Origin of the sequence: Nonomuraea sp. C10, assembly GCF_008017515.1 — a bacterium.
Lineage (GTDB): Bacteria > Actinomycetota > Actinomycetes > Streptosporangiales > Streptosporangiaceae > Nonomuraea > Nonomuraea ferruginea.
Genome location: NZ_VPFF01000001.1, coordinates 4824764 through 4847766, shown reverse-complemented (window position 1 = coordinate 4847766; position 23003 = coordinate 4824764). Strand labels below are relative to the sequence as shown.

The window sequence follows — 23003 nt, the reverse complement described above, 5'->3', positions numbered from 1 at the left end:
CCTAGAGCGTGCCGGTCCGCGGCCAGCGCGCGTTGGGCGTCACGATCGTGCCGGCGTCGCCGGCCAGGATCCGCTCGGCCTGGTCGAGCCGGCCGATGGCGGCCATGTCGCCGGTGTGCTCCACGAACCGGCAGGCCGCTTCCACCTTGGGGCCCATCGACCCGGCCGGCAGGTCCAGCGCGCGCAGCTCGTGCGGAGTGGTGTGCGCGATCCCGGACTCGCGCGGGGTGCCGAAGTCGCGCATCACGCGCGGGACGTCGGTCAGGCTCAGGAACGCGTCGCACTCCAGCGCCTCGGCCAGGAGCGACGCGGCCAGGTCCTTGTCGACGACCGCCTCGACGCCGGTGAGCCGGCCGCGCTCGTCGCGGATCACCGGGACGCCGCCGCCGCCCGCGCAGACCACCACCACGCCCTCGCGCGCCATCCGGCGGATCAGCCGGGTCTCCACGACCCGCCGCGGGGTGGGGGAAGGGACCACCCGCCGCCAGTGCTCCCCGTCGGGCTTGACCGTCCAGCCGTGCTCGCGGGCCAGCTTCTCGGCCTCGTCCCGCTCGTACACCTGCCCGACGAACTTGGCGGGGTCGCGGAAGGCCGGGTCGACGGCCGACACGAGCGTCTGCGTGACCATGGCGATGACCTGCCGGCCGGGCAGCGCGTTCTGCAGGGCCTGCAGGATCCAGTAGCCGATCATGCCCTGGGTCTGCGCGACCAGCGTGTCGAACGGGTAGGGCCGGCTCAGGCCGGGGTCGGCGGCGCTCTGCAGGGCCAGCATGCCGACCTGGGGTCCGTTGCCGTGGGTGATGATCAGCTCGTGCCCGGCCGCGAGCCCGGCCAGTGTCCTGATCGAGGAGCTCACCTCGGCGATCTGCGTGTCGGCGTCGGGCCGCCGCCCTCGCCGCAGGACCGCGTTGCCTCCCAGCGCGACGATGACCCGCACGGCTCAGATCCCGTCCCGTTCGAGCGGGCAGCTCATGCAGCGCGGGCCGCCCCGGCCGCGCCCCAGCTCGCTCCCGCGGATGGTGATCACCTCGACGCCGTTCTGGCGCAGGTGGTTGTTCGTGGTGGTGTTGCGCTCGTACGCGATCACCACGCCGGGCTCGACGGCCAGCACGTTGCAGCCGTCGTCCCACTGCTCCCGCTCGGCGGCGTAGACGTCCTGGGTGGCCGTGAGCACCTTGATGTCGTCGAGGTCCAGGGCGCGGGCGATGGCCCGGTGCATGTCGCGCGGCGGGTGGTCGGTGACCTTCAGCTCCTTCTCGGTGTCGCCGGGCTCGATCGTGTAGGAGGGCAGCATGCCGAGGCCCGCGTACTTGGTGAACACGCCGACGTCCACCATCGTCATCACCGTGTCCAGATGCATGAACGCGCGGGTGCGGGGCATCCGCAGCGCCACGATCCGGCTCGCCGAGCCCGTCCGGAACAGCCGCCTGGCCAGCATCTCGACCGTCTGCGGCTGGGTGCGCTCGCTCATCCCGACCAGCACCGCGCCGCGCCCGATCACCAGCACGTCGCCGCCCTCGATCGTGGCCGGCGCGATCGCCTGCCCCGGCAGCCAGACCCGGAAGCCGCCCGGCCGGTCGAAGCCGGAGGCGAACATCGGGTGGAAGGCGTAGACCGCCTCCATGTGCACGGTCTCGCGCATCCGGGCCTTCTTGCGCATCGCGTTGACCGACACCCCGTCGTACACCCAGCAGGACGGGTCGCGGGTGAACAGGTGGTTGGGCAGCGGCGGCAGCACGAAGTCGTCGTCGTCGAGCGAGTGGTAGGCCACCGACGTGGGGTCGCAGTCGCGTTCGAGCAGGTCCCGCTTGGTGATGCCGCCGGTCAGGAACAGCTGCAGGGTGGCCGCGTCCATCGCGTCCAGCGTGTTGCGCACGTCGTCGACCGCCAGCGGGCCGAGGAACCGCTCGTCCACGGTCTTGTCGAGGATGTGGCGGCGCGCCTCGGGGATCTCGACCGTCTCCCTGATCAGCTCGTCCAGCAGATGGACCCGCACGCCCCGCTCGCGCAGCACCCGCTGGAACTCCTCGTGCTCCTCCACCGCCCGCTGCACCCACAGCACCTCGTCGAACAGGAACGCTTCCTTGTTGGAAGGCGTGAGCCGCTTCAGCGCGAGGTCGGGCCGGTGCAGCAGCACCTGCCGGAGGGCGCCCACCTCGGAGTCCACATGGAAGGTCATTGTGTCTCTATCCCCAGGCTCGTCCCGGGATCACCTCGATAGGCGGGGTGGGGCGTCCCGTTCCGGCAGGTGGCGCCTGGTACTGTGTGTCGCGACCAACACCCTTTAAGACCCGTCCAGTGAGGCGGGAAAGGTGGTGAGATTCCGGCATGTCCGAATCCAGGGCCGTTCTCGAGGGCCCGGACATCCATCGGGCGCTGACCCGCATCGCCCATGAGATCCTCGAACGCACCAAAGGCGCCGACGAAGTCGTCCTGATCGGCGTCCCCACCCGCGGCGTGACCCTCGCCCGCCGGCTCGGGGAGCGCATCGAGCAGTTCGAAGGGGTCAAGATCCCCGTCGGCTCGATCGACATCACGATGCACCGCGACGACCTGCGCCAGGGCCCCGCCCGGCCGCTCGGCCGCACCGATCTCCCGCCCGACGGCGTCGACGGCAAGATCGTGGTGCTCGTCGACGACGTCCTCTACTCCGGCCGCACCGTCCGCGCCGCGCTCGACGCGCTCAGCGAGTTCGGGCGCCCGGCCGCCGTCCAGCTCGCCATCCTGGTCGACCGCGGCCACCGCGAGCTGCCCATCCGCGCCGACTACGTCGGCAAGAACCTCCCCACGGCCAAGAGCGAGAAGGTGAAGGTGTCCCTGCGGGAGACCGACGGGCGCGACGCCGTGATCCTCAGGAAGGGGGACGCCAGGTGAACCGCGACCTCATCTCCGCCGGCGACCTCACCCGTGACGACGCGCTGCTCATCCTCGACACCGCCGAGGAGCTGGCGAGGGTCTCGGAACGTTCCATCAAGAAGCTGCCCACGCTGCGCGGCCGCACGGTCGTCAACCTGTTCTTCGAGGACTCGACCCGGACCCGCATCTCCTTCGAGGCGGCGGCGAAGCGGCTGTCCGCCGATGTGATCAACTTCTCGGCCAAAGGGTCCAGCGTCTCCAAAGGAGAGTCGCTCAAGGACACCGCGCTCACCCTGGAGGCGATGGGCGCCGACGCCGTCGTGATCCGTCACGCCGCCTCCGGCGCCCCGCACCGGCTGGCCACCTGGGTCCACGGCAGCGTGGTCAACGCCGGCGACGGCACCCACGAGCACCCCACCCAGGCGCTGCTCGACGCCTTCTCGATGCGCCGCCGCCTGGGCGGGCTCGACGGACGCAAGATCGCCATCGTGGGCGACGTGCTCCACAGCCGGGTCGCCCGCTCCAACGTGCTGCTGCTGCACACCCTCGGCGCGGAGGTCACGCTGGTGGCGCCGCCCACCCTGCTGCCCGTCGCGGTCGACATCTGGCCGTGCGCGGTCTCGTACGACCTCGACGCCGTGCTGCCCAAGTCCGACGCGGTCATGATGCTGCGGGTGCAGAAGGAGCGGATGAACGCCTCCTACTTCCCGAGCGAGCGTGAGTACTCCCGCCGCTACGGCCTCGACCGCGACCGGTTCGCCAAGATGCCCGACGACGCCATCGTGATGCACCCCGGCCCGATGAACCGGGGCATGGAGATCGCCGCCGAGGTGGCCGACTCCCCGCGCTCGACCATCGTCGAGCAGGTCGCCAACGGGGTGACCATCCGCATGGCCGTGCTCTATCTGCTACTCGGGGGAGACACAGCATGATCATCCGTAATGTACGCATCCTGGGCGGTGAGCCGGTCGACGTCCGCGTCGGCGACGGCGTCATCGCCGAGGTCGGCGCGGGTCTGACCGGCGGGGGAGAGGAGATCGACGGCGGCGGCGCGATCGCCCTGCCCGGCCTCGTCGACCTGCACACCCACCTGCGCGAGCCCGGCCGCGAGGACGCCGAGACCGTCGAGACCGGCACCCGTTCGGCCGCCCGCGGCGGCTACACCGCGGTGCACGCCATGGCCAACACCTCCCCGGTCGCCGACACGGCCGGCGTGGTCGAGCAGGTGTGGCGGCTCGGCCACGAGCACGGCCACTGCGACGTGCAGCCCGTCGGCGCCGTCACCCTCGGGCTGGAGGGCCGCCAGCTCGCCGAGCTGGGCGCGATGGCCGACTCCGCGGCCCGCGTCCGCGTCTTCTCCGACGACGGCAAGTGCGTCTCCGACGCGGTGCTCATGCGCCGCGCCCTGGAGTACGTCAAGGCGTTCGACGGAGTCGTCGCCCAGCACGCCCAGGAGCCCAGGCTCACCGAGGGCGCGCAGATGAACGAGGGCGTCGTCTCCGGCCGACTCGGCCTCACCGGCTGGCCCGCCGTCGCCGAGGAGGCGATCATCGCCCGCGACTGCCTGCTGGCCGCGCACGTCGGCTCCCGCCTGCACGTCTGCCACGTCTCCACCGCCGGATCGGTCGAGATCCTGCGCTGGGCCAAGTCCAAGGGCTGGGACGTCACCGCCGAGGTGACCCCCCACCACCTCCTGCTCACCGACGAGCTGGTCGAGGACTCGCCGGTCGGCGCCTACAACCCCATCTACAAGGTCAACCCGCCGCTGCGCACCCGCGCCGACGTCGAGGCGCTGCGCGAGGCCCTCGCCGACGGCACGATCGACGTCGTCGCCACCGACCACGCCCCCCACCCGGTGGAGGACAAGGAGAGCGAGTGGTCGGCCGCCGCCATGGGCATGATCGGCCTGGAGACCGCGCTCAGCGTGGTGCAGGAGACCATGGTCGACACCGGCCTGCTCGACTGGCCCGGCGTCGCCGAGCGCATGTCGTACGCTCCCGCCCGCATCGGCCGGCTGACCGGCCACGGCCACCCGATCGAGGCCGGCGCCCCCGCCAACCTCACCCTCTACGACCCCTCCCACCGCAGCCCGGTGGACCCGTCGTCCTTCGCCTCCAGGAGCCGCAACACCCCCTACACCGGGCTGACCCTGCCCGGGCGGGTGGTGGCGACGTTCCTGCGCGGCAAGCCCACCGTCCTCGAAGGGAAGCTGGTGTGACCAGAGCCGTGCTCGTACTGGAGGACGGTCGCGTCTTCCACGGAACCTCCTACGGCGCCGAAGGCGAGACGTTCGGCGAGATGGTCTTCAACACCGGCATGACCGGCTACCAGGAGGCGCTCACCGACCCGTCCTACCACCGCCAGATCGTCGCCATGACCGCCCCGCACATCGGCAACACCGGCGTCAACGACGAGGACCCGGAGTCCGGCCGCGTCTGGGTCGCGGGTTACGTCGTGCGCGAGCCGTCGCGGGTGGTGTCCAACTGGCGGGCCACCCGTTCGCTCGGCGACTACCTGAAGGACCAGGGCGTCGTCGGCATCGCCATCCCCGGCACCCGCGCGCTCACCCGCCACCTGCGCGAGCGCGGCGCCATGCGGGCCGGCATCTTCTCCCGCCCGGCCAGGCCGGTCGAGGAGCTGGTCGAGCGGGTGCGCACGGCGCCCTCGATGGTGGGCGCCGACCTGACCGGCGAGGTCGCCACCACCGAGCCGTACGTCGTGCCCGCGATCGGGCCGAAGCTCTACACCGTGGCCGCGATCGACCTCGGCATGAAGGCCATGACCCCGCAGCGGATGGCCGAGCGCGGCTGCGAGGTGCACGTGCTGCCCGCCACCGCCACCTTCGACGACATGATGGCCGTCGGCCCCGACGGCGTGTTCTTCTCCAACGGCCCGGGCGACCCGGCGACCGCCGACGTGAGCGCCCTGCGGAAGGTGCTGGAGGCGAAGGTCCCGTTCTTCGGCATCTGCTTCGGCAACCAGCTCTTCGGCCGGGCGCTCGGCCTGTCCACCTACAAGCTGCGCTACGGCCACCGCGGCGTCAACCAGCCGGTCCAGGACGTCCGCACCGGCAAGGTGGAGATCTCCTCCCACAACCACGGGTTCGCCGTCGAGGCGCCGCTCGGCGGGCCGTTCGAGACCCCGTACGGGCTCGCCGAGGTCAGCCACGTCAACCTCAACGACCGCTGCGTGGAGGGACTGCGCCTGCTCGACGGGCGCGCCTTCAGCGTCCAGTACCACCCCGAGGCCGCAGCCGGGCCCCACGACGCCGCTTACCTGTTCGACGAGTTCTGCGAGGTCATGAACCGTGCCCAAGCGTGACGACATCAGGTCCGTGCTGGTGATCGGCTCCGGGCCGATCGTGATCGGGCAGGCGTGCGAGTTCGACTACTCGGGCACCCAGGCCTGCCGCGTGCTGCGGGCCGAGGGCTTCCGGGTGATCCTGGTCAACAGCAACCCGGCCACGATCATGACCGACCCCGAGTTCGCCGACGCCACCTACGTCGAGCCGATCACCCCCGAGTTCGTCGAGAAGATCATCGCCAAGGAGCGGCCCGACGCGCTGCTGCCCACCCTCGGCGGCCAGACCGCGCTCAACACCGCGGTCGCGCTGCACGAGGCGGGCGTCCTGGAGCGCTACGGGGTCGAGCTGATCGGCGCCGACTTCGACGCCATCCAGGCGGGCGAGAACCGCGAGCGGTTCAAGGAGATCGTCGCCAAGGTCGCCGCCGAGCGCGGCCTGAACGCCGAGTCGGCCCGCTCGGTCATCTGCCACACCATGGACGAGGTGCTGGCCGGGGCCGGAGAGCTGGGCTACCCGCTGGTCGTGCGGCCGTCGTTCACCATGGGCGGCGCCGGGTCCGGGTTCGCCTACGACGAGGCCGGCCTGCGGCGCATCGCCGGGGCCGGGCTCGACGCCTCCCCGACCACCGAGGTGCTCCTGGAGGAGTCCATCCTCGGCTGGAAGGAGTACGAACTGGAGGTGATGCGCGACAAGAACGACAACGTGGTCATCGTGTGCTCCATCGAGAACATCGACCCGATGGGCGTCCACACCGGAGACAGCGTCACCGTCGCGCCCGCGCTCACCCTCACCGACCGCGAATACCAGAACATGCGCGACGTGGCCATCGCGGTCATCCGCGAGGTCGGCGTCGACACCGGCGGCTGCAACATCCAGTTCGCGGTCGACCCGCGCACCGGCCGGATGATCGTCATCGAGATGAACCCGCGCGTGTCGCGCTCCTCGGCGCTGGCCTCCAAGGCGACCGGCTTCCCGATCGCGAAGATCGCCGCCAAGCTGGCCATCGGCTACACGCTCGACGAGATCCCCAACGACATCACCAAGGAGACCCCGGCCTCCTTCGAGCCCACCCTCGACTACATCGTGGTCAAGGTCCCCCGGTTCGCGTTCGAGAAGTTCAGCGGCGCCGACCGCACCCTCACCACCCATATGAAGTCGGTGGGCGAGGCCATGGCCATCGGCCGCTCCTTCACCGAGGCGCTGCAGAAGGCGCTGCGCTCGCTGGAGAAGAAGGACTCCTCCTTCTCCTGGACCGGCGACCCCGGCGCCAAGGACGAGCTGCTGGCCGCCGCCGGCACCCCGCACGACGGCCGGCTGCGCACCGTGCAGCAGGCCATCAGGGCCGGCGCCACGGCGGAGGAGCTCTACGAGTCCACCGGCATCGACCCGTGGTTCCTCGACCAGCTCTACCAGCTCGACGAGCAGGCCCGCGCCGTCGCCGGCGCGCCCGAGCTGACCGCCGACGTGCTGGCCACGGCCAAGAGCCACGGCTTCAGCGACGCCCAGATCGCCGAGATCCGGGGCATCGACGAGGCCCGCGTCCGCGACCTGCGCCACGCGCTCGGCCTGCGGCCCGTCTACAACACCGTCGACACCTGCGCCGCCGAGTTCGCCGCCAAGACGCCCTACCTCTACTCCACCTACGACGAGGAGAGCGAGGTCCCGACCGACACCCGGCAGAAGGTGATCATCCTCGGCTCCGGGCCCAACCGCATCGGCCAGGGCATCGAGTTCGACTACGCGTGCGTGCACGCCTCCTTCGAGCTGTCCAGGGCCGGGTTCGAGACCGTCATGGTCAACTGCAACCCCGAGACCGTCTCCACCGACTACGACACCTCCGACCGGCTCTACTTCGAGCCGCTCACCCTGGAGGACGTCCTGGAGGTGGTGCACGCCGAGCAGCAGACCGGCCCCGTCGCCGGCGTCATCGTGCAGCTCGGCGGGCAGACGCCGCTCGGCCTGGCCCAGGCGCTCAAGGACGCCGGCGTGCCCGTTGTCGGCACCTCGCCCGAGTCCATCCACCTGGCCGAGGAGCGCGGCGCGTTCGGGCGGGTGCTGGCCGAGGCCGGGCTGCCCGCGCCCAGGCACGGCGTCGCCACCACCGTCGCCGGGGCCGTCGAGGTCGCCGCCGACATCGGCTACCCGGTGCTCGTGCGTCCCTCGTACGTGCTCGGCGGCGCCGGCATGGCCATCGTGTACGACGACGAGACGCTCACCCGCTACATGGCCGCCCAGGAGGGCGGCCACCCGGTGCTCGTCGACAAGTTCCTGGACGAGGCCGTCGAGATCGACGTCGACGCCCTCTACGACGGCGAGGAGCTCTACCTCGGCGGCGTGATGGAGCACATCGAGGAGGCCGGCATCCACTCCGGCGACTCGGCGTGCGCGCTGCCGCCCATCACGCTGGGCAGCGCCGACATCAAGCGCATCCGCACCGCCACCGAGTCCATCGCGCGCGGCGTCGGCGTGCGGGGCCTGCTCAACGTCCAGTACGCGATCTCGGCCGGGGTGCTGTACGTGCTGGAGGCCAACCCGCGCGCCAGCCGCACCGTCCCGTTCGTGTCGAAGGCGACCGCGGTGCCGCTGGCCAAGGCGGCGGCCCGGATCATGCTCGGCGCCACGCTGCGCGAGCTGCGCGCCGAGGGCATGCTCCCGGCCGGGGGCGACGGCGGCACGCTCCCCCTGGACGCGTCCATCGCGGTCAAGGAGGCGGTGCTGCCGTTCAACCGGTTCCACGGCGTCGACATCGTGCTCGGGCCCGAGATGCGCTCCACCGGCGAGGTCATGGGCATCGACGCGTTCTTCGGCGTGGCCTTCGCCAAGTCCCAGGCGGCCGCCTACGGCGAACTCCCGACGAAGGGACGCGCGTTCGTATCCGTGGCCAACAGGGACAAGCGTGCCATGATCTTCCCTGTGAGGGCGCTGGCCGACCTCGGTTTCGAGATCCTCGCCACCGAGGGCACCGCCGAGGTGCTGCGCCGCAACGGCGTCCATGCCAAGATCGTGCGCAAGCACGGCGAGGGGACCGGTCCAGGAGGTGAACCCACCAGCGTGCAGGCCATCCTCGACGGGGAGATCGACCTGATCGTCAACACCCCGTTCGACAGTCCCGGCCAGGCCGGATCGCGGCTCGACGGCTACGAGATCCGCACGGCCGCCGTGCTGCGCGGCATCCCGTGCATCACCACGGTGGCGGGGCTCGCCGCCGCCGCGGCCGGCATCCAGGCCATCGTGCGGGGCGACGTCGGCGTACGGTCCCTCCAGGAGCACGCGAAGGCACTACGGGGCTGACACCCCCGGGAGGTGAAGCAGACTGGCCGGCACTCCGGTGCAGGTGACGGGCACGGTGCTGACGACGCGCCGGGTCGACGCCTACCATGCGCTGACCGTGGTGGCGCCCGGCATCGCCGAGCGTCACCGCCCCGGCCACTTCGTCTCCGTCGCGGTCGGGGGCGCGCACTCGTCCATGGTGACGCGGCGCGCCCTGACCGTCCACGACGTCAAGGCCGACTACGGCGGCACCGTCGAGCTGGTCTTCACCGTGCGCGGCCCGGGCACCGCGTGGCTGGCCGAGCGCCGCGCCCGCGACACGCTCGACCTGGTCGGGCCGCTCGGACGGCCGTTCCCGCTGCCCCGCGACCCGGTCCACTGCGTGCTGGTCGGCGCCGAGTACGGCTCGGCCGTGCTGTTCCCGCTGGCCGACATGCTGCTGGAGCGAGGCTGCCGGGTCGACTTCGTGCTCGGCGCGGCCAGCGCCGACCGGGTGTTCGGGGCCATGCGGGCCCGGCGCATGGCCGAGACCACCACGCTGACCACCGAGGACGGCTCGCTCGGGCTGCGCGGCAGGGTCACCGACGCGCTCCCGTCGGTGATCGCCGACACGCGGGCCGACGCCGTCTACGCGTGCGGGCCGATGGAGTCGCTGCGCGCCGTCACGGCCGTCGCGATGGAGTTCGACATCCCCGTCCAGGTGGCGGTCGAGGAGTCCATGGCGTGCGGCATCGGCGTCTGCATGACGTGCGTGCTGCCGGTCATCGGTGACGACGGCGCCACCCGGATGGTCCGCGCCTGCGCCGAGGGCCCGGTGTTCCGCGGTGAGCGGGTGCGCTTCGAGGACGTCGGGACCATCCCGTTCGACGCGCTCGGCGCCCCCGGAGGCGGTGCCCGCCATGCCGGATAGCGGGTGATGGCCGTGGCCGTCGACATGCGCACCTTCCTCGCCCACGTGGAGCTGGCCAACCCGGTCACCACGGCGGCGGGCTGCGCCTCAGCGGGCCGTGAGCTGGCCCAGTTCTTCGACCTGCACCGGCTGGGCGCGCTCACCACGCGCTCGGTCACCATGGCGCCGCGCGCCGGGCGGCCCACGCCCCGGATGGCCGAGACGCCCTCCGGCATGCTCAACGCCGTCGGCCTGCAGGGGCCGGGCATCGACGTCTTCCTCGAACGCGAGCTGCCCTGGCTGGCCCAGCGCGGCATCAGGACCATCGTGTCGATCGGCGGCGGCTCCGTCGCCGAATACTCCGAGCTGGCCCGCAGGCTGGCCGACGCGCCCGGCGTGACCGCGCTCGAGGTCAACCTGTCGTGCCCCAACATGGAAGACCGCGGCCGCGTCTTCGCCCGCGAGGGCGGCACCGCCGCCGAGGTGATCGCCTCCGTCCGGTCGATCATGCGCTACGACGTCCCGGTCGTCGCCAAGCTGGCCCCCGACGTGGCCGACATCGTGGCCGTCGCCCGCTCCTGCGTCGACGCCGGCGCCGACGCCCTCTGCATGATCAACAACCCGCTCGGGATGGCCATCGACACCGAGACGCTGCGGCCGTCGCTGGCCGCCGTCACCGGCGGGCTGTCCGGCCCCGCCATCCTGCCGCTCGCCGTGCGCTGCGTCTGGCAGGTGCACGCCGCGCTGCCCGGCGTCCCGCTCATCGGCGTCGGCGGCGTCATGACGGGCAGGGACGCCTTCCAGCTCGTCCTGGCCGGCGCCTGCGCGGTCGGGGTGGGCACGGCGCTGTTCAACGACCCGTACGCTTGCCTGCGCATCGAGCGCGAGCTCGAAGACCTGCTGCAGGCGCGCGGCTTCCAGCGGCTGGCCGACGCGGTCGGCCTGGCCCACCGCCCGCCGGGCGGCGCCGCCCGGCACCTGCTCGTCGACACCGAGGAGAGCACCTCTTGACTCCCGCACCCATCGCCGTCGCCCTCGACGCCCCCGACCTGGAGACCGCCGCCCGGTGGGCCGGGCTGGTGACCCCGCACGTCACCACGGTGAAGGTGGGCCTGGAGCTCTACCTGCGCTACGGGCCCGACGTGATCGCCTCCGTGCGCGGGGCCAGCGGCGTCAGGGTCTTCCTCGACCTCAAGCTGCACGACATCCCCAACACCGTCGCGGGGGCCGCCGGGGCCGTCGCCCGGCTGCGGCCCTCCATCCTGACCGTGCACGCCGCCGGCGGCCCCGCCATGATCCGCGCGGCGGTGGAGGCGGCCCCGCACACCCAGATCGCCGCCGTCACCGTGCTCACCTCGCTCGCCGAGGAAGACCTGGAACGCATCGGCCTCGCCGGGCCGGCGTCCGACGCGGTCCGCCGCCTGGCCGCCCTGTCCGTGGCGGCGGGCGCCACCGCGCTGGTCTGCTCACCGCACGAGCTGCGCGCGGTCCGCGCCGAGGTGGGCGACGACATCACGCTCATCACCCCAGGCGTCCGGCCGGCCGGCGCGGCCACCCAGGACCAGGCCCGGGTCGCCACCCCCGAACGCGCCCTCGCCGACGGTGCCGACCTCCTGGTGATCGGACGGCCCATCACCGGCTCCCCGGACCCCGGCGCCGCGGCCGCCGCCATCGCCGCCTCCCTCCGCCGCACCAGCCACGCCTGACATCCGGCGCCGCTCGTACGAGCCGTCAGTCGGGCGGCCCTGCCGTGTTCTTCACGGGATGGTGGGCGGCCTCTCCGCCGCGCCTGACTGCCGTTGGGCGGCTGTCGGCCGGAGTTGCTCGTACGGGCTCGCAGTCGGGCGGCCTTGCCGTGTCCGTCACGGAAGGAGGGGGCTGCCTCTTTCCGCCGTGCCAGCCAGGCCTGATGCTGAGGGGCGTACGGCGGCCGGTGGCGCCCCGTACGGGCACGGCCGCCGTGTCCTTCACCGAAGGGCGGACACCACCGGCGTTGAGCGCCTAAGGCTGTGTGAGCGGGCGGCCCCGCGGTCCCCCCATGCGGGTTTGCGAGCTGGGTGGCTGGTCTGAGGCCCGCGCTTCGGAAGACCGGGTGCTCCCGCATGGCGGGCGATTCTGTGGGGGGTGCGGGAGGTGTCTTGTCTGAAGGCTCGCGGGGGTTCGCGTTGATGGCGGGGCGCCCGGAAGTCGCCTCCCTTTGCTGCACCAGCCACGCCTGACGGCCGGTGGGCGGCTGTCGGCCGGTGCTGCCCGTACGGGTCTGAAGCCGGGCGCCCTTGCGGCGTTCTTCACGGAATGAAGGCCGCCTCTCTCCGCTGCGCAAGCCGCGCCTGATGCTGACGGGCGTACGGCGGCCGGTAGCGCCCGTATGAGCACCGCCGCCGCCCTTCACCGTGGGGCGGACACCATCGGTGGTGAGTGCTTAAGGCCGCGTGAGCAGGTGGCCCCCCGATCTCCGGGTGACTGGGAAGGTCTCTTGTTTGAGGGCCCGCGCGTCGAACGGCCGTAGGACCTGATGCCCTGTGGCTTCCCGCATGGGCGGGCGATTCTGTTGGGGTGCGGGAGCGTCTTGTCTGAAAGCACGCGCGGGCTCGCGTAGAAGGCGGGGCGCCTGAATTTCTCGTAGGGGGACGGGGTGATGCGGCGTACCGGAGGCGTGCTGCGGGCGGTCTTGACACGCGATTCCACAAAGGAGCTCCGGACGGCGGGGGAGGGGCGTGAAAGGGCGCGGCGCGACAGCCTCAGGAGCCGAGATCGTCAACGCCGTGCCGGACCGTCGCCGGACCCCGCCGGGCATGGCACGGTCCAGGTTTCGGACACAGGTCAGCCCTGCTTTCGGACATGGTCGGCGGGTCCGTACGTGATCATCGTAGCGCCCCTCGCGACCTCCGGGGGCGCGGTCGAGAACAGGGAAGTGGGGGCGATTTGATCAGCACTGTGTGATTTTACGGTCACCCAAAGTGATGAAGTGGATTTTGTAGCGAGAGAAACCGCTCTTGGCGTTGCTAAGGGGGCGATGACCAGCTAGTTTCCCTTCCCGTCCGAGTACATCGACAGAAATTCGAGGTGACCCGGCGTGGCTCTTCCTCCCCTGACCCCCGAGCAGCGCGCCGCAGCCCTGGAGAAGGCTGCAAAGGCCCGTAAAGAGCGTGCCGAGGTCAAGAACCGGCTCAAGCATGGCGCGGTTTCTCTGGCCGAGGTGCTCAAGGATGGGCAGACCGACGACGTCATCGGCAAGATGAAGGTGTCGGCATTGTTGGAATCGCTTCCCGGCGTGGGCAAGGTCCGCGCCAAGCAGCTGATGGAGAAGCTTGCCATCGCCGAGTCCCGCCGCGTGCGGGGCCTCGGCGCGAACCAGAGGGCCTCCCTCGAGCGCGAGTTCGGTGGCAACGAGAGCTAATCTCGATTCCACAAGAAGCGCTGGTTCGACGGGGGGTAGGAAGTGGCCGACAGGTCCTGGTCCGGCGGTGTGACGGCCCACGAGGCGGCCGGAGCCGGAAGTGGAGTCGGAGACTTCCTCCCCTCGAGCGAGAGGCGGCTGACGGTCCTGTCGGGGCCGTCGGGCGTGGGCAAGTCAACGGTCGTAGCCGAGCTCCGGCGGGCGCACCCCGAGGTGTGGCTGTCGGTCTCGGTGACCACCAGGCGACCCCGTCCGGGCGAGGTGGACGGGGTCCACTACTTCTTCGTCGACGGCGAGGAGTTCGACCGGCTCGTGGAGCGGGGCGAGCTGCTCGAGTGGGCGGAGTTCGCGGGCAACCGCTACGGCACGCCGCGCCGGCCCGTGCTCGACAAGCTGGCCGCCGGCGTGCCGACCCTGCTGGAGATCGACCTCGAAGGCGCCCGGCAGGTGCGGCGCAGCATGCCGGAGGCGCTGCTGATCTTCCTGGCCCCGCCCAGCTGGGCCGAGCTGGAGAAGCGGCTGCGCGGCCGCGGCACCGAGCCCGAGGACGTCATCGCCCGCCGCCTGGACGCCGGGCGGATCGAGATGGCGGCCGAGAAGGAGTTCGACCTCTCACTCGTTAACACGGACGTCAAACTCGTGTGCCACCGGCTGATAGCCTTGATGACTGACCCTCAGGGGGTCACCGCAACCACCAACCGAGAGGTCTGATCAATCGTGGCAGGAATTGCCCCGGTCGCTGAGGGCATCACCAACCCGCCGATCGACGCGCTGCTCGACATCGTCGACAGCAAGTACTCCCTGGTGATCATGGGTGCCAAGCGCGCCCGCCAGATCAACGCCTACTACTCGCAGCTCGGCGAGGGCCTCCTTGAATACGTCGGTCCGCTGGTCGAGACCCACGCGCAGGAGAAGCCGCTGTCGATCGCGCTGCGCGAGGTCTCCGAAGGCCTGCTCAACGCCGAGCCCATCGAAGGCGCGGCCTGACCCTTTCGATGAAGGTCGTCCTTGGTGTGAGCGGCGGCATCGCCGCCTACAAGGCGTGCGAGCTGCTGCGCCTGTTCACCGAATCCGGGCACGAGGTGCGGGTGGTCCCCACCCGCGACGCCCTGAGGTTCGTCGGAGAGCCCACCTGGGCCGCCCTGTCGGGCAACCCGGTGACGACCGACGTCTGGGAGTCCGTCCACGAGGTGCCCCACGTGCGCATCGGCCAGGCGGCCGACCTCGTCGTGGTCGCGCCCGCCACGGCCGACGTGCTGGCCAAGGCGGCCCACGGGCTCGCCGGTGACCTGCTCACCAACACGCTGCTGACCGCGCGCTGCCCGGTGGTGTTCGCGCCCGCGATGCACACCGAGATGTGGCAGCATCCGGCCACCCGCGCCAACGTCGCCACCTTGCGCGAGCGTGGATCGGTCGTGATCGACCCGGCCGTCGGCCGGCTCACCGGCGCCGACACGGGCCCCGGGCGGCTGCCCGACCCCGCCGAGATCTTCCAGGTCTGCGTGCGCGCGCTGCGCGGCCGCCCGCTCGACCTCGCCGGCCACAGGGTCGTCGTCTCCGCCGGCGGCACCCGCGAGGCCATCGACCCGGTCCGCTACATCGGCAACCGCTCCTCCGGCCTTCAGGGGTACGCGCTCGCGCGCACCGCCGTGGCCAGGGGCGCCGAGGTGACGCTGGTGGCCGCCAACGTGACGCTGCCCGACCCGGCCGGCGCCGCGGTCGTGCGCGTCGGGTCGGCCGCCGAGCTGCGGGAGGCGGTGCTCGCCGCGGCCGACGACGCCGACGTGGTGGTGATGGCCGCCGCGGTCGCCGACTTCCGGCCCGCCGAGCGCCACGACGCCAAAATCAAGAAGACGGACGGCGAGCCCGCCCCCATCCACCTGGCCAAGAACCCCGACATCCTGGCCGAGCTGGGCAGCCGTCGCAAGGAGCGGGGCGGGGATTCGCCCCGGGTGCTCGTCGGGTTCGCCGCCGAGACCCACGACGTGCTCGCCAACGGCCAGGCCAAGCTCGCCCGCAAGGGCTGTGACCTGCTCGTCGTCAACGAGGTCGGCGAGAGTCTCGCCTTCGGCACCCCCGACAACGCGGCCACCATCCTGGTGGCGGGGGGCGAGCCGGTCGAGGTCCCGCGCGGTCCCAAGGACGACATCGCCGACGCCGTCTGGGACGCCGTCGCCCCCCGGCTGCGCTGATCTCTTTTCCGCCCGTGCGGCGCCGGGGAAGGTGACCGTTCCTCCTCGCGGGACGTACGGGACAAATGGGTTAGAACGATTGCCCTATCACCTGTTGCAGCTTTCCGGAATGCCTGCTGATACTGGGGCGAAGGGGGGCGGCATGCCGGTGAATTCTGCTGTCAGAGACCGCTGCAGGACTGTTATGGGACACAAAGGCGCGATCCGCTACGTGTTCCCCGCGCTGTCCGTCGGGCCGGGCGGCTCGGCCAACTTCCTGATCGTGGTCACGGACCTGGCCGTGGCGGTGCTGTCCACGCGGATGTTCCGCGGCGACCGGCCGATCTCGGTGTACGCGATGTACCCGCGCGACACGCGGCTCGGGCCGATCACGCTGGCGCCGGGGCCCGTCATCGAACTGGGGGAGATGACCTTCGAGTTCGACGACGAATACGCCGCCGTGGTCGCCGCCGCCGACGCGGAGGTGTTCGCGCCCGAGACGCTTCCCCCGGATCCCCTTCCCCACCTCTGACCGGGGCGGGCTCCTTTTCGTACTTACGCTGGCTCCCTCGTACTTACGCTGGCTCCTTCGTTCGTACGCGGGCTCCTTCGTCCGTACGCGGTCGGCAGCCATCGCCGCCGGGCGGGCCGAGCGCTCGCGGAGTGACTGAGGGCCACCGCCCGCGGTGACACGCCCGATGGGGCGGAACCGCTGGAGCGTGGCATGGGCCGCGCAGGAGGGATCCCCGGCGTAACGATCGTGGACGGTTTCGCGGCGAGGCGCCGGGTACGGCTAGACTTCTGCGAGGCTCTGGCGTGCCAACCCGTCTTGAGCCCTTAAATCCGTCAGCAGCCGCTGCATGAGGAGCCACTGAGTTGTCACGTCGCCTGTTCACCTCCGAGTCGGTCACCGAGGGCCATCCGGACAAGATCGCCGACCAGATCAGTGACGCGATCCTGGACGCCATGCTCAAGGACGACCACAAGAGCCGGGTCGCCGTCGAGACGATGATCACCACCGGCCAGGTCCACGTCGCGGGCGAGGTGACGACCGAGACCTATGTCGACATTCCCGGCGTCATCCGGGAGAAGATCCTGGAGATCGGCTACGACGCCTCCTACAAGGGCTTCGACGGCGCCTCCTGCGGCGTGTCGGTGTCCATCGGAGCGCAGTCGCCCGACATCGCCCAGGGTGTCGACGACGCCTACGAGCACCGCGTCGAGGGTGACGTCGACGAGCTCGACCGCCAGGGCGCGGGCGACCAGGGGCTGATGTTCGGCTACGCCTGCCGCGAGACGCCCGAGCTGATGCCGCTGCCGATCATGCTCGCCCACCGCCTGGCCCTGCGCCTGTCCGAGGTCCGCAAGTCCGGCACCGTGCCCTACCTCCGCCCCGACGGCAAGACCCAGGTCACGGTCGAGTACGACGGCGACCGGCCGGTCCGCCTCGACACCGTGGTGGTCTCCACCCAGCACGCCGCCGAGATCGACCTCAAGGAGATGCTGACCCCCGACATCAAGGAGCACGTCGTCGACGTCGTGCTCGCGGGGCTCGACATCGAGACCGACGGCTACCGCCTGCTGGTCAACCCGACCGGCCGCTTCGAGATCGGCGGCCCGATGGGCGACGCCGGCCTCACCGGCCGCAAGATCATCATCGACACCTACGGCGGCGCGGCCCGTCACGGTGGCGGCGCGTTCTCCGGCAAGGACCCGTCCAAGGTCGACCGCTCGGCCGCCTACGCCATGCGCTGGGTCGCCAAGAACGTCGTGGCCGCCGGGCTCGCCGACCGCTGCGAGGTCCAGGTCGCGTACGCGATCGGCAAGGCCGAGCCCGTCGGCCTGTTCGTCGAGTGCTTCGGCACCGAGAAGCTGCCGGTGGAGAAGATCCAGACGGCCGTCCTCGACGTGTTCGACCTGCGTCCCGCGGCGATCATCCGCGACCTCGACCTGCTGCGGCCGATCTACTCCGAGACCGCCGCCTACGGCCACTTCGGCCGCGAGGGCTTCTCCTGGGAGTCCACCGACCGCGCCGAGACCCTCCGCACGGCCGCCGGCCTCTGACACCCGGCACCTCGGGAGCTCCCGCGCCCTCCCGGCGCAGGCGCTCCCGCAGGGCTGCCTCCCTTCCCGGGCCTGGCGTTCTGTAAGGGTTGCTCCGGTCCTGTGCCTGGCGCTCCGGGAAGGTTGTTTCCGTCCTGTGCGTCGTGCGGCGGGAGGGTTCTTTCCCTCCTGTGCGTGTGTGGCGGGAGGGCCGCCGTCCCTGCTCGCCGCCTACGGCCGCTTCGGCCGCGAGGGCTCCTTCTGCGAGTCCACCGACCCGCGCCGAAATCCTCCGCACCGCCGCCGGCCTTTGACATCCGGCACCCTCGGGAGCTCCCCGCCCCTGGAAGCTCCCGCGCCCCTTGGCGCAAGTGCTCCCGTAGAGCTGCCTCCTCCCGCGCCGGGCGCGCCGGGAGGGTTGCTTCGGTTCTGTGTCGTGGTGCGTCGGGAAGGTTGTTTCCGTCCGTGCCGTGGTGCGTCGGGGGGCCTGCTTTCCCTCTTGTGCCTGGCGCTCTCGATGGGTTGTTTTCGTCCTGTGCCTGGCGCCGTGACGGGTGTTGCCGTCCTGCACTCGGCGCTCTGGGAGAGCTGCCCCCTCCCGCACTCGGCGCTCCGGGAAGGTTGCTTCCGGCCTGCGCCCGGTGCTCCCGAAAGGATGCCGGGCCTTCCGCGCTCGGTGCCACGAGAGGTTGTCGTGTTTTCGGCGTAGGGGCGTTTTCGCCAGGTTCGTCGCGCCTTCGGTGCTTGGTGGGACTGAGGGACGCTCCTTCGGGGCTCGGGCTCTGTCGTGGGGTTCGATGCCGCCGTCTCCGTGGTCTGTCCCGCGATGTGGCGGCGGGCCGATCATGTGATGTGCACGACCGTTCGTGCAGGGTCCGCGCCGTCGAAGGAAGTCCTTCCCCTGAATGCCTCAGCGCGGCCACCCTGTCATGAGCGGCTGACCGCGAGGCTGCGGCTGCTCGGCTTGCTTCGTCCTCGCCGTCGGGCCACGGCCAGGTTCGGCGCCCGCTCCCGAGTGGGTCCTTGGGCGAGGGCTGGTCGGGGCAGGCAGGTCTGCGGGAAGGGTCGGGCGTTCCCGGCCGTCGCGTCTGGTAGACGTAGTGCGTGACCGACTCCGACGACGCGCTCCTGCCGCTCGACGCCGTGCGGCCCGCGGCGTCGCCGAAAGGGGCCAAGGGAGCCGTCGTCCCCGCCGCCGAGCTGCCCGTCGCCCGGGTGGCCGTGGACAACCCGCTGCCTCACCTGGACCGGCCGTTCGACTACCTGGTGCCCGCCGCCATGCACGACACGGCGCGGCCGGGGGTGCGGGTGCGGGTGCGGTTCGCGGGCAAGCTGGTCGACGGGTTCCTGCTGGAGCGGGCCGGGCAGAGCGACCACGCGGGCAAGCTGACGCCGCTCGAACGCGTCGTCTCACCTGAGCAGGTGCTGACGCCCGAGGTCGCGGGGCTGGCCAGGGCTGTGGCCGACCGCTACGCGGGCACGCTGGGCGACGTCCTCCGCCTCGCGATCCCGCCCCGCCACGCCAGGACGGAGGCCGCCACCCGCCCCGTTCCCGAGACCTCGGGCGAGCAGGCCGCGTCCGAGCGGGAGCCCGAACCTCAGGATGCTCCCGATGCGGGGACGTGGGCGGACTATCCGATGGGCCCGTCGTTCATCGACGCGCTGCGCAACGGGAGGGCGCCGCGCGCGGTGTGGACGGCGCTGCCCGGCGGGGGCGGATGGGCGACGGGGTTCGCCGAAGCGGTGCGGGCGACCCTGGAAGGTGGCAGGGGCGCGCTGGCCGTGGTGCCCGACGGCAAGGACGTGGCGCTGCTCGACGAGGAGCTCAGCCGGGCGCTGGGGCCCGGACGGCATGTGGCGCTCACCTCGGACCTGGGCCCGGCCGAGCGGTACCGGCGGTGGCTGAGCGTGCTGCGCGGGCAGGCGCGGGCGGTGGTGGGCACGCGGGCGGCGATGTTCGCGCCCGTCGAACGGCTCGGGCTGGTGGCGGTCTGGGACGACGGGGACGACCTGCACGCCGAACGGCTGGCCCCGTACCCGCACGCCCGTGAGGTGCTCGGGCTGCGCGCGCACCGGACCGGCGCGGCCATGCTGATCGGCGGATACGCGCGTACGGCCGAGGCCACGCAGCTCATCGCGGCCCGGTGGGCGCGGCCGATCGTGGCCGCGAGGCAGGAGATCAGGCGCCGGGCGCCGCGCGTGCGCGCCGCGGGGGAGGACGCCGAGCTGGCCAGGGACCAGGCGGCGCGGGCGGCGAGGCTGCCCAGCGTGGCGTGGCGGGCGCTGCGTCAGGGCCTGGACCACGGGCCCGTCCTGGTGCAGGTCCCCAGACGGGGATACCTGCCCGCGCTGGCGTGCGCGCACTGCCGCGCCCCCGCCCGGTGCGCCCACCCGCCGACCCGCATGAGCGCCCTGGAATGGGCCGGCCCGCCCTCCGGTGAGGGACAGCTCCCGTACGAGGAGACCGGGGAGGGCACGGCCGGATCGCGTCAGGACACGTACGGCGAGGCGGGGCGCGGGTCGCGGGACGCGGCTCAGGGCGGGTCACGCCGTGGCGTGCCCGACGGCGGAGAAGCGGGCGGCGGGTCGCGGGACGCGGTTCCGGGTGGCTCACGTCATGGCGGGGAAGCACCGGCTCCGGACGGGGCGCGTCGCGGCGGGCTCGACGGCGGGGAAGCGGGGCCTGGGGAGGGGGGCCGGGGGGCCGAGGAGTTCTGTCACGGGCCGCTGGCGCTGCGCACCGGGCATGCGGCGCCCTACTGCCGCTGGTGCGGGCGGGTCGACGCCGCCTGGAAGTGCCCGGCCTGCGGGAGCCACCGGCTGCGTGCCGTGGTGGTGGGGGCCCGGCGCACGGCGGAGGAGCTGGGCAGGGCGTTCCCGTCCGTGCCGGTGCGGACGTCGGGGCGGGACGGGGTGCTGGCCCGGCTGCCCGCCGGTCCCGCGCTGGTGGTGGCCACGCCGGGGGCGGAGCCGGTCGCCGAGGGCGGGTACGCGGCGGCCGTGCTGCTCGACGGGTGGGCGCTGCTGGGCCGGGCCGACCTGCGGGCGGGGGAGGAGGCGGTGCGCCGGTGGATGAACGCCGCCGCCCTGCTCCGCCCGGCCGCCGAGCTCGTGGTGCTCGCCGACGCCGCGCTGCCCGCTGTGCAGGCGCTGGTGCGCTGGGACCCGGTCACGCACGCAGAACGCGAACTCGCCGACCGCGCCGAGCTGGGCTTCCCGCCCGCGGTGCGGATGGCCACGCTCACCGGCGCGGCCTCGGCCGTGCGGCAGATGCTGGAGGAGTCCCGCCTGCCCGGGGGAGCGCAGGTGCTCGGCCCGGTGCCGGTCGACGACGCGGGCCGGGAACGCGCCATGGTACGGGTGCCGCGCGGTGGAGGTGCCGCTCTGGCCGCCGCGCTCAAAGGGGCCAGCGGGGTGCGTGCCGCGAGAAAGGCAGCAGAGGTGGTGAAGGTGTGTGTCGACCCCCTCGACCTGATTTAGACCGTTTCCCCGATTCGCTCATCCGTAAGCCAGCCGTTAGCGTGCCTGTGTGTCGATCGAATGGGTGAACTCGGCCATCGACGACCTGCGCGCCTGGGGGCGCGCCCGGGGCGTCGAGGTGGACGCGGACGAGGTCCGCTTGCTCTGCGACTACGCCAGCGACTACCTGAACGTCAACAAGCTCGCCGACTTCACGCCCGCCACGTTCGACGAGCTGCTGCTGTCCATCTATCCGCGCAAGGTCATCGCGCCCCCGGAGAGCGCCGAGGAGACCGTGGCGGCCGGGCGCACGCTCGTCCGCTACCTGCAGGAGTCGGGCGAGGTCGGCGACGAGACCGCCGCCGCCATGCGCGAGCGGCTGGCCGACATCGAGACCCGCATGCCCGACGCCCTGGCCGACACGGCCAACTTCGGCATGGCCAAGAGCCTGTTCAGCTCCATCGGGCCCGAATCCCTGGAGCAGTCCATCGCCATCCCGTCCGGTGAGGTGCCCGATCTGGGGGAGGCGCCCTGCGACTGCCCCGGCTGCACCCCGCGTCCCGCCGTCCGGCCGGCCACGCCCGAGGAGCTGGAGGCGGAGCTGCGCGGCGTCCCGCTCCTGGCCGCGCTCGACCGCGGCGCGGTCCCCTACCTGGAAGGGCTGCGCGCGCCCGGCGGCCCGCTGGGCAGGTGGGCGGCCGTCGTGGCCCACCTGATGGAGGGCGACACGGGCGGCGGGGTCACCGGCTCGGCGGGCGTCGACGAGGAGCTCTACGACCTGTTCGACATGCTCTACCGGGTGCAGGCCCCGGTGCCCGCCGAGGTGATCGGCGAATACCTGGAGGAGCTCGTCGAGGAGGAGGTGGACGTGCCCGCCGTGCTCGCCCGCCTTGCCTGGTGCGGCCTCGTACGCCTCACCGGAGACGGCGCCCACCCCGCGGCCGGGCTCACCCCCGCCGCCGTGTGGGCGCTGCGCGAGCACTACCTCGCGCTCGGACTCGACGCGCCGCAGGCGCCCGACCTGGCCGAGGCCGACGCGCGCGGGCTCATCGAAGGGCTGCTCGACGGCGTGCCTGCCGAGCTGGCCGAGTCCGACATCGACCGCTGGCTGGCCGCCAGGAGCCCCGAGGAGGCCGCGGCCGAGCTGTTCGACGCCGCCTCGGGAGCGCCCGCCGTCGCCCGCGGGATCGCCGTCACCATCGTCGACCGGCTCGGCGCCGGGGCCGAGCCCGCGGTGCGCGGCGGCCTCGACGACCCCGAGCTCCGGCCGCACGCCATCCACTGGCTCATCTCGCGCGGCCTGCCCGCCCCGCATCTCACCCACGACGAGCTGCTCTGGGTCAGCGTCGACATGCTCGCGCTGGCGATGCCGCACGCCCAGGAGGCCCCGGAGATCTTCGCCGAGAACATGGGCGCCTCGGGCCCGCCCGCCCACCTGATCGAGGAGATGTGGCAGGTGGACCATCCCGACGTGGTCGAGGTCCTGGAGCTGCTCGGGCGCTCGCTGCCCGACACCACGACGGCCAAGGCCGCGCGCAAGGCCGCTTTCAAGGCACGCTCGCGGGCCATCCGTTGAGTACGCCTCTGTGACTCACGTGCAGTAAGTTTCGT

Annotated in this window: 18 protein-coding genes; 16 read left to right on the top strand and 2 right to left on the bottom strand. The window is 72.2% G+C overall.

Features of this window, described 5'->3' with window-relative positions; translation table 11 throughout:
• Window position 1: 1 nt before the first annotated feature.
• Together arcC and FR742_RS22275 are read right to left on the bottom strand one after the other, a co-directional pair.
• On the bottom strand, window positions 2-937 hold the full coding sequence (gene arcC / locus FR742_RS22280) for a carbamate kinase (protein WP_148032731.1): 936 nt from the start codon (window positions 935-937) through the stop codon (window positions 2-4).
• A 3-nt stretch (window positions 938-940) separates the two neighbouring features.
• Window positions 941-2179 carry an arginine deiminase gene (locus tag FR742_RS22275; RefSeq protein ID WP_148032730.1) on the bottom strand — a complete coding sequence of 413 codons (1239 nt, stop codon included), beginning with the start codon at window positions 2177-2179 and terminating at the stop codon, window positions 941-943.
• Between the two features lie 149 nt (window positions 2180-2328).
• Between FR742_RS22275 and pyrR the strand changes: the two genes are divergently transcribed.
• From pyrR to FR742_RS22195, 16 genes are all read left to right on the top strand, one after another.
• Window positions 2329-2874: a bifunctional pyr operon transcriptional regulator/uracil phosphoribosyltransferase PyrR gene (gene pyrR, locus FR742_RS22270; protein ID WP_148032729.1), complete on the top strand. Its 546-nt coding sequence runs from the start codon at window positions 2329-2331 to the stop codon at window positions 2872-2874.
• Window positions 2871-3788, top strand: a complete 918-nt coding sequence (locus FR742_RS22265; RefSeq protein ID WP_148032728.1) for an aspartate carbamoyltransferase catalytic subunit — start codon at window positions 2871-2873, stop codon at window positions 3786-3788. The genes pyrR and FR742_RS22265 overlap by 4 nt, the downstream gene beginning before the upstream one ends.
• The gene (locus FR742_RS22260) at window positions 3785-5074 is read left to right on the top strand and encodes a dihydroorotase (RefSeq protein ID WP_148032727.1); all 1290 of its coding nucleotides are present in this window, start codon (window positions 3785-3787) and stop codon (window positions 5072-5074) included. The genes FR742_RS22265 and FR742_RS22260 overlap by 4 nt, the downstream gene beginning before the upstream one ends.
• A complete protein-coding gene (gene carA / locus FR742_RS22255) occupies window positions 5071-6177 on the top strand; it encodes a glutamine-hydrolyzing carbamoyl-phosphate synthase small subunit (RefSeq protein ID WP_148032726.1) in 1107 nt (368 codons plus the stop codon). Before FR742_RS22260 ends, carA begins: the two co-directional genes overlap by 4 nt.
• Window positions 6164-9451: a carbamoyl-phosphate synthase large subunit gene (gene carB, locus FR742_RS22250; protein WP_148032725.1), complete on the top strand. Its 3288-nt coding sequence runs from the start codon at window positions 6164-6166 to the stop codon at window positions 9449-9451. Before carA ends, carB begins: the two co-directional genes overlap by 14 nt.
• A 22-nt stretch (window positions 9452-9473) precedes the next feature.
• The gene (locus FR742_RS22245; protein ID WP_148032724.1) at window positions 9474-10340 is read left to right on the top strand and encodes a dihydroorotate dehydrogenase electron transfer subunit; all 867 of its coding nucleotides are present in this window, start codon (window positions 9474-9476) and stop codon (window positions 10338-10340) included.
• 6 nt (window positions 10341-10346) lie between these two features.
• Window positions 10347-11330: a dihydroorotate dehydrogenase gene (locus tag FR742_RS22240; RefSeq protein ID WP_148032723.1), complete on the top strand. Its 984-nt coding sequence runs from the start codon at window positions 10347-10349 to the stop codon at window positions 11328-11330.
• Window positions 11327-12025: an orotidine-5'-phosphate decarboxylase gene (pyrF, locus tag FR742_RS22235; RefSeq protein ID WP_148032722.1), complete on the top strand. Its 699-nt coding sequence runs from the start codon at window positions 11327-11329 to the stop codon at window positions 12023-12025. The genes FR742_RS22240 and pyrF overlap by 4 nt, the downstream gene beginning before the upstream one ends.
• A gap of 1370 nt (window positions 12026-13395) precedes the next feature.
• A complete protein-coding gene (gene mihF, locus FR742_RS22230; RefSeq protein ID WP_148032721.1) occupies window positions 13396-13719 on the top strand; it encodes an integration host factor, actinobacterial type in 324 nt (107 codons plus the stop codon).
• Between the two features lie 69 nt (window positions 13720-13788).
• Entirely contained in the window at window positions 13789-14430 is a 642-nt protein-coding gene (gmk, locus tag FR742_RS22225; RefSeq protein WP_148034746.1) for a guanylate kinase, read from the top strand.
• A gap of 6 nt (window positions 14431-14436) precedes the next feature.
• A complete protein-coding gene (gene rpoZ / locus FR742_RS22220; protein WP_049577463.1) occupies window positions 14437-14706 on the top strand; it encodes a DNA-directed RNA polymerase subunit omega in 270 nt (89 codons plus the stop codon).
• A gap of 8 nt (window positions 14707-14714) precedes the next feature.
• Window positions 14715-15911 (top strand): bifunctional phosphopantothenoylcysteine decarboxylase/phosphopantothenate--cysteine ligase CoaBC, encoded by a 1197-nt coding sequence (gene coaBC / locus FR742_RS22215; RefSeq protein WP_148032720.1) that lies wholly within the window; start codon window positions 14715-14717, stop codon window positions 15909-15911.
• Window positions 15912-16095: 184 nt separating this feature from the next.
• The gene (locus FR742_RS22210; RefSeq protein ID WP_246639248.1) at window positions 16096-16422 is read left to right on the top strand and encodes a hypothetical protein; all 327 of its coding nucleotides are present in this window, start codon (window positions 16096-16098) and stop codon (window positions 16420-16422) included.
• A gap of 344 nt (window positions 16423-16766) precedes the next feature.
• Window positions 16767-17954, top strand: a complete 1188-nt coding sequence (metK, locus tag FR742_RS22205; protein ID WP_148032718.1) for a methionine adenosyltransferase — start codon at window positions 16767-16769, stop codon at window positions 17952-17954.
• A gap of 1083 nt (window positions 17955-19037) precedes the next feature.
• Window positions 19038-21413: a primosomal protein N' gene (locus FR742_RS22200; protein ID WP_148032717.1), complete on the top strand. Its 2376-nt coding sequence runs from the start codon at window positions 19038-19040 to the stop codon at window positions 21411-21413.
• Between the two features lie 49 nt (window positions 21414-21462).
• Window positions 21463-22968, top strand: coding sequence for a hypothetical protein (locus FR742_RS22195; protein WP_148032716.1), 1506 nt, complete (start codon window positions 21463-21465; stop codon window positions 22966-22968).
• The last annotated feature ends 35 nt before the right edge of the window (window positions 22969-23003 follow it).